Source organism: Kiritimatiellia bacterium (genome assembly GCA_028715905.1).
Taxonomy (GTDB): Bacteria; Verrucomicrobiota; Kiritimatiellia; order JAAZAB01; family JAAZAB01; genus JAQUQV01.
The window spans coordinates 32,935-49,437 of the sequence record JAQUQV010000001.1; the positions used below are offsets into that span (position 1 = coordinate 32,935).

The 16,503-nt window shown below is 56.9% G+C and carries 11 protein-coding genes; 6 read left to right on the forward strand and 5 right to left on the reverse strand.

Annotated features, from left to right (window positions below):
* Positions 1-17: 17 nt before the first annotated feature.
* Positions 18-2,057: a hypothetical protein gene (locus tag PHP98_00140; protein MDD5482051.1), complete on the reverse strand. Its 2,040-nt coding sequence runs from the start codon at positions 2,055-2,057 to the stop codon at positions 18-20.
* A 225-nt stretch (positions 2,058-2,282) separates the two neighbouring features.
* The gene (locus PHP98_00145; protein ID MDD5482052.1) at positions 2,283-4,244 is read right to left on the reverse strand and encodes a VCBS repeat-containing protein; all 1,962 of its coding nucleotides are present in this window, start codon (positions 4,242-4,244) and stop codon (positions 2,283-2,285) included.
* A gap of 296 nt (positions 4,245-4,540) precedes the next feature.
* Between PHP98_00145 and PHP98_00150 the strand changes: the two genes are divergently transcribed.
* The 6 genes from PHP98_00150 to rpiB all read left to right on the forward strand — a co-directional run bounded on the left by PHP98_00150 (position 4,541) and on the right by rpiB (position 11,919).
* Entirely contained in the window at positions 4,541-5,653 is a 1,113-nt protein-coding gene (locus PHP98_00150; protein ID MDD5482053.1) for a M24 family metallopeptidase, read from the forward strand.
* 81 nt (positions 5,654-5,734) lie between these two features.
* The gene (purD, locus tag PHP98_00155) at positions 5,735-6,997 is read left to right on the forward strand and encodes a phosphoribosylamine--glycine ligase (protein ID MDD5482054.1); all 1,263 of its coding nucleotides are present in this window, start codon (positions 5,735-5,737) and stop codon (positions 6,995-6,997) included.
* Between the two features lie 124 nt (positions 6,998-7,121).
* A complete protein-coding gene (gene purE, locus PHP98_00160) occupies positions 7,122-7,679 on the forward strand; it encodes a 5-(carboxyamino)imidazole ribonucleotide mutase (GenBank protein MDD5482055.1) in 558 nt (185 codons plus the stop codon).
* Positions 7,676-8,959 (forward strand): S41 family peptidase, encoded by a 1,284-nt coding sequence (locus PHP98_00165; GenBank protein ID MDD5482056.1) that lies wholly within the window; start codon positions 7,676-7,678, stop codon positions 8,957-8,959. Before purE ends, PHP98_00165 begins: the two co-directional genes overlap by 4 nt.
* 162 nt (positions 8,960-9,121) lie before the next feature.
* A complete protein-coding gene (locus PHP98_00170) occupies positions 9,122-10,225 on the forward strand; it encodes an L-threonylcarbamoyladenylate synthase (GenBank protein MDD5482057.1) in 1,104 nt (367 codons plus the stop codon).
* An 11-nt stretch (positions 10,226-10,236) separates the two neighbouring features.
* Positions 10,237-11,919: a ribose 5-phosphate isomerase B gene (rpiB, locus tag PHP98_00175; GenBank protein MDD5482058.1), complete on the forward strand. Its 1,683-nt coding sequence runs from the start codon at positions 10,237-10,239 to the stop codon at positions 11,917-11,919.
* 12 nt (positions 11,920-11,931) lie between these two features.
* Here rpiB and PHP98_00180 read toward each other — a convergent pair whose 3' ends face one another.
* From PHP98_00180 to PHP98_00190, 3 genes are read right to left on the reverse strand one after another with little or no spacing between them, the layout of a single operon-like run.
* On the reverse strand, positions 11,932-13,635 hold the full coding sequence (locus PHP98_00180; protein MDD5482059.1) for a GspE/PulE family protein: 1,704 nt from the start codon (positions 13,633-13,635) through the stop codon (positions 11,932-11,934).
* Positions 13,636-13,654: 19 nt separating this feature from the next.
* Entirely contained in the window at positions 13,655-14,734 is a 1,080-nt protein-coding gene (locus tag PHP98_00185) for a type IV pilus twitching motility protein PilT (protein ID MDD5482060.1), read from the reverse strand.
* A 47-nt stretch (positions 14,735-14,781) separates the two neighbouring features.
* The gene (locus PHP98_00190; protein ID MDD5482061.1) at positions 14,782-16,485 is read right to left on the reverse strand and encodes an ATPase, T2SS/T4P/T4SS family; all 1,704 of its coding nucleotides are present in this window, start codon (positions 16,483-16,485) and stop codon (positions 14,782-14,784) included.
* Between the last annotated feature and the right edge of the window lie 18 nt (positions 16,486-16,503).

A 16,503-nucleotide genomic window follows, 5' to 3' on the forward strand; every position in this document is an offset into this window, starting at 1 on the left:
CATTCCAATTTGTCTGTTTATTGCACGATAATTGTCACCACATCGCATAAAATCGGTCCTTCCAGATTGAGGACGCCGTCCATGGGATAATCAACCGCGAACCAGAAGTAATATGTTCCGCGCGGGAGCGTCATGTTGCTCAACACCGGCATGGTGGAGAGGCTAAACAAGGCCCCTTGATATGCGGGCCGGCACAGCCCCAGGTCGCCGCTGAAGGGCGTCCATTGTATGGCGCCCAGGTAATACCAGCCGATGGAAGCGCCGTAGGCAACCGCCCACCAATCCACCGGAATGCCGTTATAAATGTCAGGATTCATCTGCACGGTAATCGTCACCGGCGCGGGGTAAGCAACGGTAAGGGTGCCGGCGGCCCCATTGGCTTTAATCACCGGCCCGACCGGGTCAGGAGCCGGCTCCGCCGAAGCGCGCCCAATAGTATAAACTGAGAAGTGCTCCACTTGACAGGCTATCGTCATGTTGTTGGTATCCACGGCAGAATCCAGCTTATCCCATGTTCCCGTCTGCCCGTCGCTGCCCGCGGGATTATAGACATAAACGGCAAGATTGGTCGCCGAAACGCCGTCCGGTATATCAGCCTCGGAAAAATGGAGCGTCATCGTTGCGTTCGTCGTCAGATTAAACTGGCTTGCGACTCCTTCAACGGTAAATTCGCGGGCAAACCCGGAGAACTCGCCGTTGAAATTATTGGTGTCCACCGAAGGCGGCGCAACAATGCTGAAAGTTGTATTGCTGTTAATGGCATCTCCGGAGATGTCCACGGCCGTGTAACTGGCATCCGTCAGGACGTTGGTAACAAACGCGCCGGTTACGGCAACGTTGTCAAACTGCAAGGGAATGACATAGACCTTGTGGTTAACGGTAAAGGCCGCTTTCATGCCATCGGGCGAAATGCTCAGCCACTGTTTCTGGCCGCCGGTAATGCTCTCCGGCACTTCAAATTTTACCGCCTCGTTCAGGGGGTTATCAGCGCGTTTGGAATAAAGATCCGTGGCCGGCGGATTCGTCCCCGTGCGCCCGTACATCACGTATTGACCGTCAAAAGTCCAGCTGACCTGGGAGTTCATGGTCATGTTTGTCTCCAGTTGCACAAGGCGCGAATCAGCCAGCGTGGCCGGCGGCGGGGCGGCCCCCTCCATGACGGCGCGCACATTGTTGAAAATAATTATTCTGCTGTCCTCTGCCGGCAAATCCTGTTTGACCGGCGCGGGCGGCGCGGGCGGCATGGTAAGCAATATTTCCAACCGATCGCAAAGCGGATGGTAATTGGTCCCCAGTTCCGGGCACCATTTCACGGATATTATTGAGAGGTTGGTGTTAAAATCGGTCAATTGCACGCGCTCATTCCAGCGCGGCGCGCCGCCGCTCTCATAAGCAACCGAGTAAAGATTGATCCGCCCGCCCGGCCCGGGGTCGGTCGGCGAATCGTTTTGCGACGAGGATACGAGAAAGAGAAGGCGTTCCTTGCCGACGGCATGATCGTATAAAACGCTGGGCGAATAGACGTGGTTGGATGGGTTTTGCCGGGGATCAGCCACTAGAAACGGCGCGACGTTGACATCCCCGGTAGCGGCACAGCTCATCAACCGGCACTTGCCGGACGGTTGCCCCTGAACCTGCGGCATCCAACCGAACAAAACGCGGTCATCATTCCATGTCCAACTGGTAATATTGGCAAAAACCGGATTAGTCACGGCCGAACTGCGCGCGCCCAAAACCTGAACGTTGTCAAGATTGCGGACATCCAGAATGCAAATATACTTCTGCGACGCATCGGGATCCATCCGGTCAACCGCTATCATCCGGCCGTTGTTTGACCAGACAAGGTTATCGTCGCCGGAATTTTCAGGATTATCCGTAATCTGGAACATCATATTTGAAGGCGGCGACTGAATCTCGTATTGTCCTCCGGTCTCCAGCCGATTGGTGGAAGCCTGGGATAGAGCCGTCTTCTGCGCCGATGCGGTAACCGCGAAACAAATTGCCGGCATTAAGCCAAACAGCATACCATGATATAATTTTTCCGTTATTGTGTTCATATTATCCCTTCTGTATCACATGTTTTACCGCAAAAACCCGTTTATGCGTTGAAGGATCAACGCGAAACGTCGGACAGCAGAGGCGGCAAACGCATTTGACAGACCGCAAATAATGGTTTTATGAATCCCATAAACCACATAATGCAAGCAGTCAAGATCAAAGCAACGCCGCGCGGCAAACGCGGCGTTGCCCGAAATGAATAATCGCCGGAGATAGAGCTTGTTTTACGGAACGAACGGGAACGGCCCCTGGGGCGCGTACCCATGGGAAGACATCAAGAATATCCAATTGTTGTTGACCACCACGGCCGGGTCGGCCGAGCCGTCGCCGTCAAAATCACCAACCATCGGAGCGCCTTCAACATTGAATTTCCACGGCCCGCCGGCCAGCTGGTAACCGGCGCTGCTGAAATAAATATACCACAATCCGCCATTGGCGGACACCACGGCCGGATCGGCCGAGCCGTCGCCGTCAAAATCGCCGGCTACCGGCGTACCTTCCACGCCCAAGTTAAACGGCCCGCCGCCCAATTGATACCCCAGGCTGGAGAACCGGATGTACCAAAGGGGGCCAACCACCACGGCCGGATCGGCGGAACCATCGTTGTCAAAATCGCCGGCTACCGGCGTACCTTCCACGCCCAAGTTAAACGGCCCGCCGCCCAATTGATACCCCAGGCTGGAAAACCAGATGTACCAAAGGGGGCCAACCACCACGGCCGGATCGGCGGAACCATCGTTGTCAAAGTCGGCCGCCACGGACATGCCCTCCATGCCGAAGTTAAACGGCCCGCCGGCCAACTGGTAGCCGGCGCTGGAAAACCAGATATACCAATTACTGCCAATCACCGTGTATGGATCGGCCGCGCCGTCATTGTCAAAATCGCCTTCCACGGCCGAGGCGCTGGTCTTCATGCCCATCATACCGGCGACGCCGCTGTGAAATTCAAAATCAAAGCGCATTTCAAATCCGGCTTCGCCGACGCCGTCGCCGTCGTAATCATAGAGAACATTGGTGCCGCCTTCTATGCGCGTAAAACTGGCGGTAACCTGCACGGGCGAGTCCAGCGGAACATTGTTCGTGTCAAAATGCTGGACAAAGCCGGCCAGCATATTGGTGGCGTCATAAACGTTGGTAAACCCCTGGCTGATCAGGAACGCATCCGAGAGGAACATTTTCAAATAACTTTCCGTGGCGGTATGCCCTTTGACATACAATCCCAGGCGTCCGTCGGCGTTCTCGCCGACACTCTCCGCCTGGCTCATGGTGCTGGTGGGGCCAACATCCATGTAATGGGCGGTGGTGCACATAATAGTGCCTTCGGGCATTTCCTCGTCTTCCGCGAAAAGCGGCGCGAACCCGACATGGGAATTAAGGTTGGTGGAATAAGAACTGCGCCATGGGCTGCAACTGGTGATATCAATTTCCAAACGCCCGGCCCCGGACGGATTGGCGGCATCATCGGGCATCCAGATCCAGCGTTTGATCTCGCCCATGCCCATGAAACCGCGCGGACGCGCGTGCAGGCTCACGTTAAAACGATAATGAGTGCCGGACGGTTGGTAGCGGGCGGTGTCGGTATAGGCGATGTCCTCCTCTTCGGGAGTCATTTCCCCCGTAATATTGGTAACATTGAGCAGGTTGCATCCGATGCTCCCGACGCCTGAAGGATCCATGTTCAGGCCAATGTCGTGCAATTTAACCTTGGCAAGACTAACGTCCACCCATGTGCCATCAGGGTCATAATCCGCAACTGAAATTTCATCGGAAAGATACTTGATGCTGTTCACCTTTCCCGAAACGGCGCGCGTTACGGTTACGGTTACCGAAGCGGTGGCCGTTTGCGGCCCATACATTTTTGAAAGCGCCATGGGCACGTCCACGGCGGTAATATCAACTTTAAACACGCCGGTAAAATAAGGGTTCCAATTGCTGTCGCTCCATTTGCCCTCCACCACATCGCTCGGATAAAAATAGCGCCGGTTAAGACCGTCGGCCGAGGTGGCCTGAAAATGCGCGAAAGTGTAACCGGTCCCGTTATTGACATCAGCGCTGACGGTGATATTACCGGACGCGCTGTCCGCCCCGGAAACGACAATGTTTTCAATGGTCAATGCGGGTACAGCGCGGAGGTTTACGACGGCAAACGCAAAAAAAACAGCCAGCGACATCAATGCATTTTTCATTTGTCCCCTTCTTGATTCTCGTTTATATTACTCGCTACTCGCATATTTTTACAATTCAATTGAAATATTATCAAAAACAGTTTTCAAGTCAATATTTTATTTTTCCCGGGTGTAACCCCTCAGTTATGTGGGTGGATGGCAATTCAATTGGCCAGTCTTCGTAGGGGCCGCGCTTGTCGCGCGCCCGTCTTTATTGAAGAGGACTTCGCAAGCGAAGCCCCTACGGTTTCTCTCTCCCCCTCAAAACTGAGGCCTTACTCCCGGGTTTAAATCCCTGCTTCATCGCGGCGCCATACATGAAAAAAACAATTTTAATCGCCGGCTCGCCCGCCAAACATCCGGATTTGCGCCATGCGACCGGTTTTTTTTCCCTTGACCCGGTTATTTTTCTGCAAGCCGGCCGGAAACGGTGCCTGGCCGTTTCCCCGCTTGATTTCAGCCATGTCAGGCGGACCGTCAAAAACATGGAAGTGTTGTCATTCGCGGACCTGCCGGCGGCGAAAGAATCAAAATCTCCGTTCTGCGGCCGGATATTTTGCCTCTTGAGGAAAAAAAACATCCGCGCGGTAACCGTCCCCTCTTATTTCCCGATCGGATTGGCCGAACAGCTGGCGGGCATGGGCGTCAAAATATCAGTGGCCGACGGCAGAATTTTCCCGGCGCGCGAGACTAAAAACGCGCGGGAGATAAACCATATCACCTGCGCCCAGCGCGTCGCCATAAAAGCGATGGAGGCGGCCATCGGCCTGATCGCCGGAGCAAAAATCGCGCGCGACCGCTCCCTGCGAATCGGCAACAAACCGTTAACGTCCGAAGCGGTGCGCGCCAGAATAGACGATATCGCGCGCGGTTCCGGCTGCGTATGTTACGGCACAATTGTGGCCGGCGGACGCCAGGCGGCCAATCCGCACGAAACCGGATGGGGAACGCTCCGGGCCGGCGAGCCGATCGTGATTGACATCTTCCCGCAGCACATCGCCAGCGGCTACTGGGGCGACCTGACCAGAACCATCGTCCGCGGAAAACCGACGCCGGAAATGAAACGAATGTATGCGGCTGTCCGGGACGCGCAAAAGGCGGCCATTTTAAAGATAAAGGCCGGAGTTCCGGCCGAAAAAATCCACAACGCCGCCGTTGACTTGTTCAAAAAACGCGGATTTTTTACCGGCCTGCAAAAAGGCAAACAAGTTGGTTTCATCCACGGCATCGGCCACGGGGTCGGACTTGAAATCCACGAAAATCCTTCCGTCGGACCGCGGACGGTAAAACTCAAAGCGGGCAACGTCATCACGATTGAACCCGGACTTTATTATCCCGACCGCGGAAGCATCAGAATTGAAGACGTTGTCCTGGTTACCCGTGCCGGCGCGCGCATTCTCGCGCCTTTCGGCGGCCGATTTATAATCTGACTTTACCGCCGTCCCATAAAGGGCGGCAAAACACTGGCGGCATCCTGCGGGATGCCAATGATTCAGAAGGGAGCGGACTGAATGAAAATACTCATCATCGGCGGCGGCGGCCGCGAACACGCGCTGGCCTGGAAAATCGCCGGGGATGATCCCGGCGCGGAGCTTTTTATCGCGCCCGGCAACGCCGGCACCGCCATGCTTGGAACCAATCTGCCTGTCCAGGCCGAAGACATCGCCGGCATCATCAGCTGGGCAAAAAAAGAAAAACCGGATTTGACCATCGTCGGCCCGGAAGCGCCGCTCTGCGCAGGCATTACCAACCTGATGCAGGCGGAAGGTTTGCGCGTGTTCGGACCTTCAAAGGAAGCGGCCAGGCTTGAAGGCAGCAAGATTTTCGCCAAGGAAATTTTACGCGCCGCCAACGTGCCGACGGCCGCCGCCGAATTTTTCACCGAAGAATCAAAAGCGCTGGCTTACCTGAAAACGCGCCCCCTGCCCCTCGTGGTCAAGGCCGACGGCCTCGCCGCCGGCAAGGGCGTCATGATCTGCAAAACCCTTCCGGAAGCCGAACGGGCCGTTCAGGAAACCCTGACCGCAAAGACTTTCGGGCAGGCCGGCGAAAAAATACTGATTGAGGAATGCCTGGCCGGCGAGGAGATTTCCGTGCTCGCTTTTGTTGACGGGCATAAGGCCGTGCTCCTGCCGACGGCGCGCGACCACAAGCGCGTTTTTGAGAACGACCAGGGCCCGAACACCGGCGGCATGGGCGCTTATTCGCCGGCCCCGGTTGAAAACGCCGTTTTTATGGAAACGGCGCGAAAAATAATTTTTGAGCCGGTCATTGCGGAGCTGGACCGGCGCGGGATTTGCTATCGCGGGGTGCTTTACGCCGGATTGATGCTCACGGCGGAAGGGCCGAAAGTGCTTGAATTCAACTGCCGTTTCGGCGACCCGGAAACGCAGGTGATTCTGCCGCGCCTGCAAAATTCCCTGATCCCGGCCTTTACGGCCTGCATTGAGGGAAAACTGCGTCCGGAACATGCCGCCGCTCGTCTTGAAAACTGCGCCTGCGTAGTCATGGCGGCCGGCGGGTATCCCGGCAAATATCGGAAAGGAGACGTCATTACCGGGCTGGAGAGAGCCGCAAAACTTGAGGGCGTCACGGTCTTCCACGCCGGCACAAAATCGGAAGGGGAAAAAATTGTTACCGCCGGCGGCCGGGTGCTGGGCGTCACGGCGCTGGGCCGGGACATTTCCGGGGCCGTGAAAAAAGCCTACCAGGCCGCCGGCCGGATTAAATTCAAGAATGCCCATTACCGGCGCGACATTGCCGCGCGCCAATGACAAAATTTTCACGCCGCACAGCGGCATGACGCAGCGCATCCCGCGCCGGACGCCGATTACGGTTGACACCGCCAGTCCCGCATATTATTTTTCTTGTCGTTGACGAACGGAATATAAAAACCCCATGCCGGAAAACAATACAAGAGAAGATGTGGTCGGCGTAGTCATGGGCAGCGACTCGGACTGGCCGCTGATGGAAGGCGTTGTCAGAACCCTGCGCGACTTCGGAGTGGCCGCTGAAACACGGATCATTTCAGCGCACCGCGCTCCGGCCAGCGCCGCGCAGTACGCAAAGTCGGCCGAGCGGCGCGGCCTGAAAATAATCATTGCCGCCGCGGGCGGCGCGGCGCATCTGGCCGGCACGTTTGCCGCGCACTCCATCCTGCCCGTAATCGGCATCCCGGTCAAAGGCGGCGCATTCGCGGGAATGGACGCATTGCTTTCAACGGTGCAGATGCCCTCCGGCGTGCCGGTGGCCACGGTGGCCGTCGGCCCCTCCGGCCCGGTCAATGCGGCCCTGCTGGCCATCCAGATTCTGGCCCTGCAAAACCGCGCCCTGGCGCGCAAGCTACACCAATACAAGCGCGATCTTTCTAAAAAAGTAATGAAAAGCAACCGGAAAATCCAGTCCTCTCTGCCGGAGAACATGCGGCGGAAAGGCGCAAAGCGAAAAAAACAATGAACACCATGAAAACAGGAAAATCATTCCTTATCGTTACCGGAGCGCTGGCTGTGTTTTTATCCTGCCGGCCATTTCCTTCATTTGCGGCGGCTGGCCAGTCGGAAACCATCGCCGGGATTATACGCGAGGTAACCGAGCTCGGCGATATTCTGCGGGAAAAACACGCCGTGTTTGAGCCGGCGGCCATAAGCACAAACATCACCGCGGCCATCGTCAAGGCGATAGACCCGCACGGCGAAGTGCTGACCAAAGAACAGGCCGAACGCCGCGCCGAGGAATTGCGCGGGATTTTCTACGGCCTGGGAATCAAAATCACGCTCAAGGAAAAACGGCCGGTCGTCATGGAAATTGTCCGGGGCGGCCCCGCGGAAGCGGCCGGACTGAAAACCGGCGAAATTATTGAAAAAATAGACGGCCGGGAAACAGAAGGCATGTCCATTGAGGAAGCGACGGCAAAACTGCGCGGAGCCAAGGGCGAAACCGTCCTGCTCACAATCCGCGCCGGCGAAAAAAAACAGGAAACGCGGGAATGCGAGCTGAAACGTTCCCTGATCCAGATGCCGGTTACCGGTCTCGCCGAGGAATGGCCGCACCAGATCGGATATCTCAAGGTAAACGGACTTTATGAAAATTCCGGCCTCCAGATTGCCACCCAGCTGGTCGCGTGGGCGGAAACAAACCGCACGGGCATTATCCTTGACCTGCGCGACGCAAACGGCGGCGATTTGCAATCCGCGGCGGATGTGGCCGGAATTTTCCGGCCGGCCGGCGCGGCCGTCATGAATACCCGCGACGGAGCCGGCGCGGCGGACGCCTCCTATCAGGGCCAAGCCGCCAAAACAATGATCAAGACGCCTTTGATGGTTTTGATCAACCAGAATACCTGCGGCGCGGCCGAGGCGCTGGCCGCTGCGCTCGGAACATGCCAGGGGAGTTTAATTATCGGAACTCCGAGCAGGGGCGATGACCGCATCCGCGAGTTCATTCAGCTTGCGGACGGGCGCACAGTGCATCTTGCCACGCGCCGGATAGAAATTAAAAACAGCGTTTCCTACTACGGAACCGGAATAAGCCCGCATGTACCCGTGCTCCTGACAAATGAAGAAACGCCCGCGGACGGCGAAGCCGCCGGCAATGGAAACCATGATCCTTTCGTCAACCTCTCCGAGCAGGAAAAAATCAACCGCGCCCTGCTCCGCCGGACACAAAACGACGCCGTTCTCCAGAAAGCCGCCGATATTCTGCTGGGGCTGAAAGCCCTAAACATCAAAGGGCGGTGAATAGAACTCGCATGAGTCAATCGCAAAAGCCAGGAAAAGATTATCTCTCACAGAGACCACAGAGTTCACAGAGAGGGCGAGAATTGAGCAGAGATGGCCTATATTCTCTCTCTGTGATCTCCGTGAACTCAAGCGAGCTTTGAAAGCGGGTGAGAAACGGTTTTGAAATTAACGCGCATATTGAAGTTGTTGTCCGTAGGAGCCGTTGATCAAAAAATCAGCGCCGAGACGGCGGCCGTCCTGAAGCGGGGCGGAGTGGTGATTATCCCCACCGATACCGTCTACGGCGTGGCCGCCGGTCTGCAGAACGCGAAAGGCATTGAGATGCTGCAGCGGATTAAGAATCGGCCGGCCGGCAAGCCGATTCCGATCCTGGCCGCCGACCGCGCGTCAATTGCGAAGCTAAACGCCCGGTTCGGCGCAATCGGCGAAAAGCTCGCCCGTGATTTCTGGCCCGGACCTTTGACGCTGGTCGTGGCGGCCGGCGGGACATGGGAAGGATTCCGCATTCCCGCCCATCCGCTTGCCCGGGCAATCATCAAGGCCGCCGGGGGCCTCTTGCGGGTAACCAGCGCCAATATGAGCGGCCACGAGCCGGCGCGAACAGCCGCCGAAGCCATCCGGCAACTGCGGGGAAAAGCGGACCTGGCGGTTGATGCCGGTCCTTCCCCCGCCGGAAAACCAAGCACCGTTGTTAAAATAGAAAATGAAAGAATCATTATTCTGCGGGAAGGCGCAATCCCGGGCGAAACAATTTACAACAGCGCCCATCGTCCGGCTTGCAAGAAAACCATTCTTTTTGTCTGCACGGGCAACATCTGCCGCAGCCCCATGGCGGAATACATGTTGCGCAGCCGGCTGGAGCCGGGTTCGCCATGGATTGTGCGCTCCGCCGGGCTGGCGGCCATAGACGGCCTTCCGGCGAGCGAGACGGCGGTAACCGCCATGAAAGAAACCGGCCTTGACGCAAGGCCGCACCGCAGCCAAGGGCTCACGCGTGAACTTGTTGACGCCGCCATCATAATTCTGGTAATGACTGAAAGCCAGGCCATGGAGTTGAAAAAACGTTTTCCGGCGGCGCGCGACCGGGTGCATTTGCTCGGCGCATTCCGCCCCCCCGCGCACGGAACTACCGGAGACGTCCCGGATCCGGTCGGCGGGAGTCTTGAAGTTTACCGCCGGACGCGCGACAATATCGCCGGCTGCCTGGCGGACCTGACGGAATACCTGAAAAATTATTGTAAAAAACAACCGTGTCCAATTTGAAAGGAAAAGACATGCGCATCGTCATAAGCTCCGATCACGGCGGTTTTCGCCTGAAAGAAGTTCTGAAAAGCCACCTTGCCGGCAAAAAAATTGAGACGGAAGATTTGGGATGCTTCAACGCCGATTCGGTTGACTACCCCGACTTTGCCGCGCGCGCCGCTGAGGAAGTGGCCATGAACCGGGCCGATTCGGGAATCGTAATCTGCACCACCGGCATCGGCGCCTCAATCGTCGCCAACAAATTCCCGGGCGTGCGCGCCGCGCTCTGCCTGAACCCGCACATGGCGAAAATGTCCCGCGCGCACAACAACGCCAACGTGCTGGCCCTCGGCGGCGCCCTGATAAACGAGGACGCGGCGAAAGAAACCGTTGATTGCTGGCTGGCAACCCGCTTTGACGCCGGCGAACGACACAGTCGCCGCGTGCGGAAAATTGAGGATTACGCGCAAAGCGCGAATGAAACCGCCGGCATCGCCAGAACCGATCCGGAAATTTACGCGGTTATCCGGGGCGAAGCCTCCCGCGAAAAGGACAATCTTGAGCTAATCGCCTCGGAAAATTACGCCAGCCGGGCAGTGCGGGAAGCGGCCGGATGCCTGATGACCAATAAATACGCCGAGGGTTATCCCGGCAAACGCTGGTATGACGGCTGCCAGTTCGTGGATAAAGCCGAACAACTCGCCATTGACCGCGCCAAAGAACTGTTCGGCGCGGAACACGCCAACGTCCAGCCGCACTGCGGCAGTTCCGCCAATCTGGCGGTCTATTTCGCGGCGCTCAATCCCGGCGACCGGGTGCTGGCGATGGATATCGCCCACGGCGGACATTTGACGCACGGAATGAAAACCAACCTTTCGGGACGGCTGTTTGACGTCCGCCATTACGGCGTCAGCCGCCGGACGGAACAGCTGGACTACGATGAAATCGCCGGACTGGCCCGCGAGCATCGTCCGAAACTGATCGTGGCCGGGGCAAGCGCTTATCCGCGCGCCATTGATTTTGAAAAATTCCGCGCGATAGCCGACAGCGTTTCCGCCTTGCTGATGGTTGACATGGCGCATATCGCCGGCCTGGTCGCCGCGGGCTGCCACCCGAGCCCGGTGCCTTACGCCGAGTTTGTCACCTCCACCACGCACAAGACCCTGCGCGGTCCGCGCAGCGGGCTGATTCTCTGCCAAAAGCGGTTTGCACAGGACATTGACCGCCAGATATTTCCCGGGATGCAGGGCGGCCCCCTGATGCACATTATCGCGGCCAAGGCCGTTTGTTTCCATGAGGCGCTGCAACCGGAATTCAAGCAATATCAACAACAGGTGCTCCGCAATGCGCGCGCGCTGGCGGAAACCCTGCAATCCGAAGGCTTAAGAATCATCTCCGGGGGCACGGACAACCATCTCATGCTCGCGGACCTGACGCCGATGAACATCACCGGCAAGGCGGCCGCGGTCGCGCTTGACAAGGCCGGGATCACGGCCAACAAGAACCTTATTCCTTTTGACGCCAAAAGCCCGTTTGTAACTTCCGGCATACGGCTCGGCTCACCGGCGGTAACCACCCGCGGCATGAAAGAGGAGGAAATGCGGCAGATCTCCGCCCTGATCATGGAAGCCTTGCGGAACATAAATGATGAAGGGGCGCTGGAGGCGGTCCGGCGGAAAGCAACCAACCTGACGAATAAGTTTCCGCTCCCCTAGCCTTCCACGGAATCACGTATAGCGCAAAATTTCCTCGGCGGTGGTGTAGCCGTCAAAAATATTCTGGATGCCGTCTTCGCGCAAGAGCCGCATACCCAGTTCAACCGCCTTGTTCCGGATTTCAATGGTGGGCTTTTTAGTGTTGATCAGCAAGCGGATCGGCTCGCTGATCGGCAGATACTCATAAATACCCTTGCGGCCCCGATAACCGGTGTCATGGCATTCAGAGCATCCCTTGCCGTAGTAAAAAGGCCGGCCGCCGGAGATTTTCTCGTTTAAATTCAAACGTTCAAGCATGGCTTTCTCGGGCTGAAACGGGGTTTTGCACTTCTTACAGATGGTCCGCACCAGCCGCTGGGCAAGGATTGATTCCAGCGTGGAAGAGATCAGGAAGGGTTCCACGTTCATATCAATCAGCCTGGTAATGGCGCCGGAAGCGTCATTGGTATGCAAGGTGGTCAGCACCAGGTGGCCGGTCAGCGAGGCCTGAATTGAGACCTGGGCCGTTTCCAGATCGCGGATTTCACCGACCATGATAATATCCGGGTCCTGGCGGAGGAAAGCGCGCAGACAGCGCAAAAAAGTAACGCCGATATCTTCGTTGGTCTGCACCTGCACGATGCCTTCAATGTCATACTCAACGGGCTCCTCAACCGTGAGGAGTTTTATATCCACGGAATTGATGCGCCGCAGGGCGGAATAAAGCGTGGTGGTCTTGCCGGAACCGGTCGGCCCGGTTACAATAATGATGCCGTTCGGCTTTTTGATATCAACATTGAAAGCGTCGTAAATCTCGGACGGCATGCCCAGGTTTTCAAGCTCCAGCGAAACGGTGGAACGGTCCAGGACGCGGAGCACGACGCTCTCGCCGAACTGGGTCGGCAGGGTTGAAACGCGGAAATCAATCTGCCGGCCGAGCATGGTCATCTGCAAACGGCCGTCCTGAGGCAGGCGGCGCTCGGCAATATTGAGATTGGACATGACCTTTATGCGGGAAATGACCGGCAGGGCAAGTTTCTTCGGGGGCGGCGACATTTCATAAAGAGCGCCGTCCACGCGGTAGCGGATTTTAAATTCGTTTTCAAACGGCTCAAAATGGATATCGGAGGCCTTAGCCTGGACCGCCTCGTAGAGAACCACGTTGACAAAACGAACAACGGGCTTGGCATTGGCGGCCTGTTCAATGCCGGTTTCATCGTCCTTGCCCTCCGCCAGCTCAATTACGCCGCCGGCCTCAATATCGGTCTCAAGGGCGGAAAGCATTTCGTTCATCGTCTCCTCGCCGTAGAACTTGTTGATAAAGTTTTTAACGTCACCCTCGCGGGCCAGGACAAAGGTAACATCCCTGGTCAGGACAAAACGGATTTCGTCCACAATTTCCGGGCTCAACAACTGCGAGACGGCCAGCACCACGGAATTTGAATCGGCGGAAATCGGGATGACGTTGTACATGCGGGCGACGCTGGGCGGAATGGATTTAATCATTTCTTCCGGAATATCGCGCTCCGCCAGTTTGACAACCGACGTGCCGAGATGGCTGGCGATCAGCACCAACAGGTCGTCTTCATTGATGATGCCCTTATCCAGGACTATCCGGCGCGCGGAATTGCCGGAGCTTTGCATTTCCGCGGCTATTTCTTCGGCCTGAGCATCCTTGACGATGCGGTGGTCAACCAGAAGCTGCAACAAAGGTTCGTATTTTACCATTTCCGGCATTGCTCCCGCCTTTCCCGGATTATCTCTGCCCGCCCTGGAGCTTTGCCGTCAGGGCGGTCGGATCCTGTGCTTTAATAATCATATTCTCGTAACTTATCATGCCTTTTTCAAACAATGACAACAAATAGGCATCCAGGGAAACCATGCCCCATTTTGCGCCGGTCTGGATATCGGAAATAATCCGGAAGGTCTTATTATCCCGGATCAGGGACTGGATGGAAGGCGTGGTGATCATCAGCTCAAAGGCGGCGACGCGGCCGGGCTTGTCTTTGCGGACAAGGAGCAGCTGGGAAATTGCGGCCACGAGGGTTGAAGCGAGCTGGGTGCGGATCTGCTCCTGCTGGTCGGTCGGGAACGCGTCAACAATCCTATCCACGGTGCGCGCCGCGCCGGTGGTATGCAGGGTGGCGAAAACGAGGTGGCCGGTTTCAGCGGCCGTAATGGCCGCCTCCATTGTCTCCAGGTCGCGCATTTCGCCCACCAGAATGACGTCGGGGTCCTGGCGCAAAGCGCGGCGCAAGGCCTCCTTGAAATTGGGCACATCCACCCCGATTTCACGCTGGGTAATTATGGAACGTTTATGCTGGTGATAATATTCAACCGGGTCTTCAATGGTAATGATATGGCAGTCGCGCTCGGAGTTAATCAGGTCAATCATGCTGGCAAGCGTGGTGGTCTTGCCGGAACCGGTCGGCCCGGTTACCAGGATCAACCCGCGCGGGCGATAAAGAAGATCCTTGACCTGGGCCGGCAGGCCGATCTGCTCAAGCGACATCAGGCTGGAGGGAATCTGGCGCAAAACCATGCCGATATTTCCCCGTTCCCGCAAAACGCTTACCCGGAAACGCGCCTGTTTGCCGAAACCGAAGCCGAAATCCACGCCCCCCATCTCGCGCACCTTTTGCTGATTGTTTTCGGAAGTGATGCTCTTCATCAGCCGTTCGGTGTCGTCCGGCTTCAAGGGCGGGCAATCCACCGCCTGCAAAGCGCCGTGCAGCCGCAGCATCGGCGGCAAGCCGACCGAAACGTGCAAATCCGAAGCGCCTTCCTCAACCACCATCGCCAGGAGATCGTTCATGCCATATGTGTTGTCCGTCATGCTTTCACCTTTTTGTCAATCAAAGCGCGCATCAGAAAACCAGCGGGTCAATCGCCCATCGTCACGCCGATTATTTCCTCCAGAGTTGTTATACCGGAAAGCACCTTGCGCAAACCGTCTTCGCGCAGCGTGCGCATGCCCAGTTCGCGCGCCTTGATCCGCAACTCGGAAGCCGGCAGCTGCTGGTAAATGAGCGACTGCACCTCTTCGTTGACGAGGAATATCTCATAAATTCCCTTGCGGCCGTAGTAACCGTTCTGGCCGCAGGCGCCGCAGCCTTTCCCACGGTAGAGCTGGACATTGGCGAACTGCGCCGCTTCCGCCGGGTCCAGGCCCTTCAATTCCGCTTCGGTGGGCGTGTATTGCTCCTTGCATTTTTCGCAGATCACCCGCACAAGGCGCTGGGCCATGGTGCACCGCAGAGACGAGGCCAGCAGAAAGGGTTTTATTCCTATATCAAGCAAGCGCGCGATCGCGCTCGGCGCGTCGTTGGTATGGAGGGTGCTGAACACGAGGTGGCCGGTCAACGACGCGTTGATGGCGATTTCCGCCGTGTCAAAATCGCGGATTTCACCCACCATGATAATATTCGGCGCCTGGCGGAGAATAGAGCGCAGAACGGCCGGAAAGGTCAAGCCGATATCCTCGCGCACGTGGACCTGATTGATGCCTGAAATCTGGTATTCAACCGGGTCTTCCACCGTGATGATCTTGCGGTCCGGCCGGTTAAGATGATTCAGGCAGGCATAGAGAGTGGTCGTTTTGCCGGAACCGGTCGGCCCGGTAATCAGCACGATGCCGTCGGGCATGGAAATCACTTTTTCAAACACCTGCTGGTCGTCGGCGAACAAGCCGAGTTTTGAAAGTCCGAGCAGAAGGCTCTGCTTGGAAAGGATACGCATAACGATGCTTTCGCCGTGGGAAGCGGGCACGGTGGACACGCGCAAATCAAGGTCCTCGCCGGCCGCGTTGATCTGGATTCGGCCGTCTTGGGGAACGCGTCTTTCGGAAAGTTTCATGCCCGCCATCAGCTTAATCCGGCTGAGAATGATCGGCTGCAGTTTCTTGGGCGGATTCTGGACCTCGTACAACACGCCGTCTATCCGGTAACGAACCCGGAACCGCTTTTCCATCGGCTCCAGATGAATATCGGACGCCCTTTTCCGCTGGGCTTCAAGAATGAGCAGGCTGACCAGCTTGATAATCTGCGAATCGGCCTCGGTGGCGGGCATGTTTTCATCGCCTTCCCTCTCCGCAACGGAAATGTCGCCGTCCACCTGTCCGCCGTTTTCCATGATTTCCTCAACCGATTTTTCTTCCTGCCCGTAATAAGCGTCAAGGGCGGCCGCGATTTCCTCGCTTGAGGCGATCACGCCTTCCACGTTGCGCTTGAGAATGTAACGCAGGCTGTCAAGGATTTCAATATTCAACGGATCGCTGATTGCAACCGTCAAAGCATTTTCCGAATCCGAGACAGGGATAATCTTGTAGCGGCGCGCAATGGCCGCCGGCACCTGGCTGATAACCTCCTGCGAAACGTCGCGCTCCGATAGAACCACCACGTCCATCCCGAGCTGCATGGCCACGGTCTTCAAAACCTCCATTTTGGAGAGCGTGCCCCTTTCAATCAGCACGTCCAGCAGGCTTCCATGGTGTTCTCCGGCCATGGCGCGGGCTTCCTCAATTTGTTCAATCTTGAGAAGCCCGACGTCCCTCAGGATCTCCAGAATATAATCATCGTTTGAGGTCAATTAATCCTCCGTGCCGAC

Coding starts and splice junctions, on each gene's coding strand:
- PHP98_00140 (MDD5482051.1), bottom strand. CDS start 2,057: ATGAACACAATAACGGAAAAATTATATCATGGTATGCTGTTTGGCTTA.
- PHP98_00145 (MDD5482052.1), bottom strand. CDS start 4,244: ATGAAAAATGCATTGATGTCGCTGGCTGTTTTTTTTGCGTTTGCCGTC.
- PHP98_00150 (MDD5482053.1), top strand. CDS start 4,541: ATGAAAAAAACAATTTTAATCGCCGGCTCGCCCGCCAAACATCCGGAT.
- purD (MDD5482054.1), top strand. CDS start 5,735: ATGAAAATACTCATCATCGGCGGCGGCGGCCGCGAACACGCGCTGGCC.
- purE (MDD5482055.1), top strand. CDS start 7,122: ATGCCGGAAAACAATACAAGAGAAGATGTGGTCGGCGTAGTCATGGGC.
- PHP98_00165 (MDD5482056.1), top strand. CDS start 7,676: ATGAACACCATGAAAACAGGAAAATCATTCCTTATCGTTACCGGAGCG.
- rpiB (MDD5482058.1), top strand. CDS start 10,237: ATGCGCATCGTCATAAGCTCCGATCACGGCGGTTTTCGCCTGAAAGAA.
- PHP98_00180 (MDD5482059.1), bottom strand. CDS start 13,635: ATGCCGGAAATGGTAAAATACGAACCTTTGTTGCAGCTTCTGGTTGAC.
- PHP98_00185 (MDD5482060.1), bottom strand. CDS start 14,734: ATGACGGACAACACATATGGCATGAACGATCTCCTGGCGATGGTGGTT.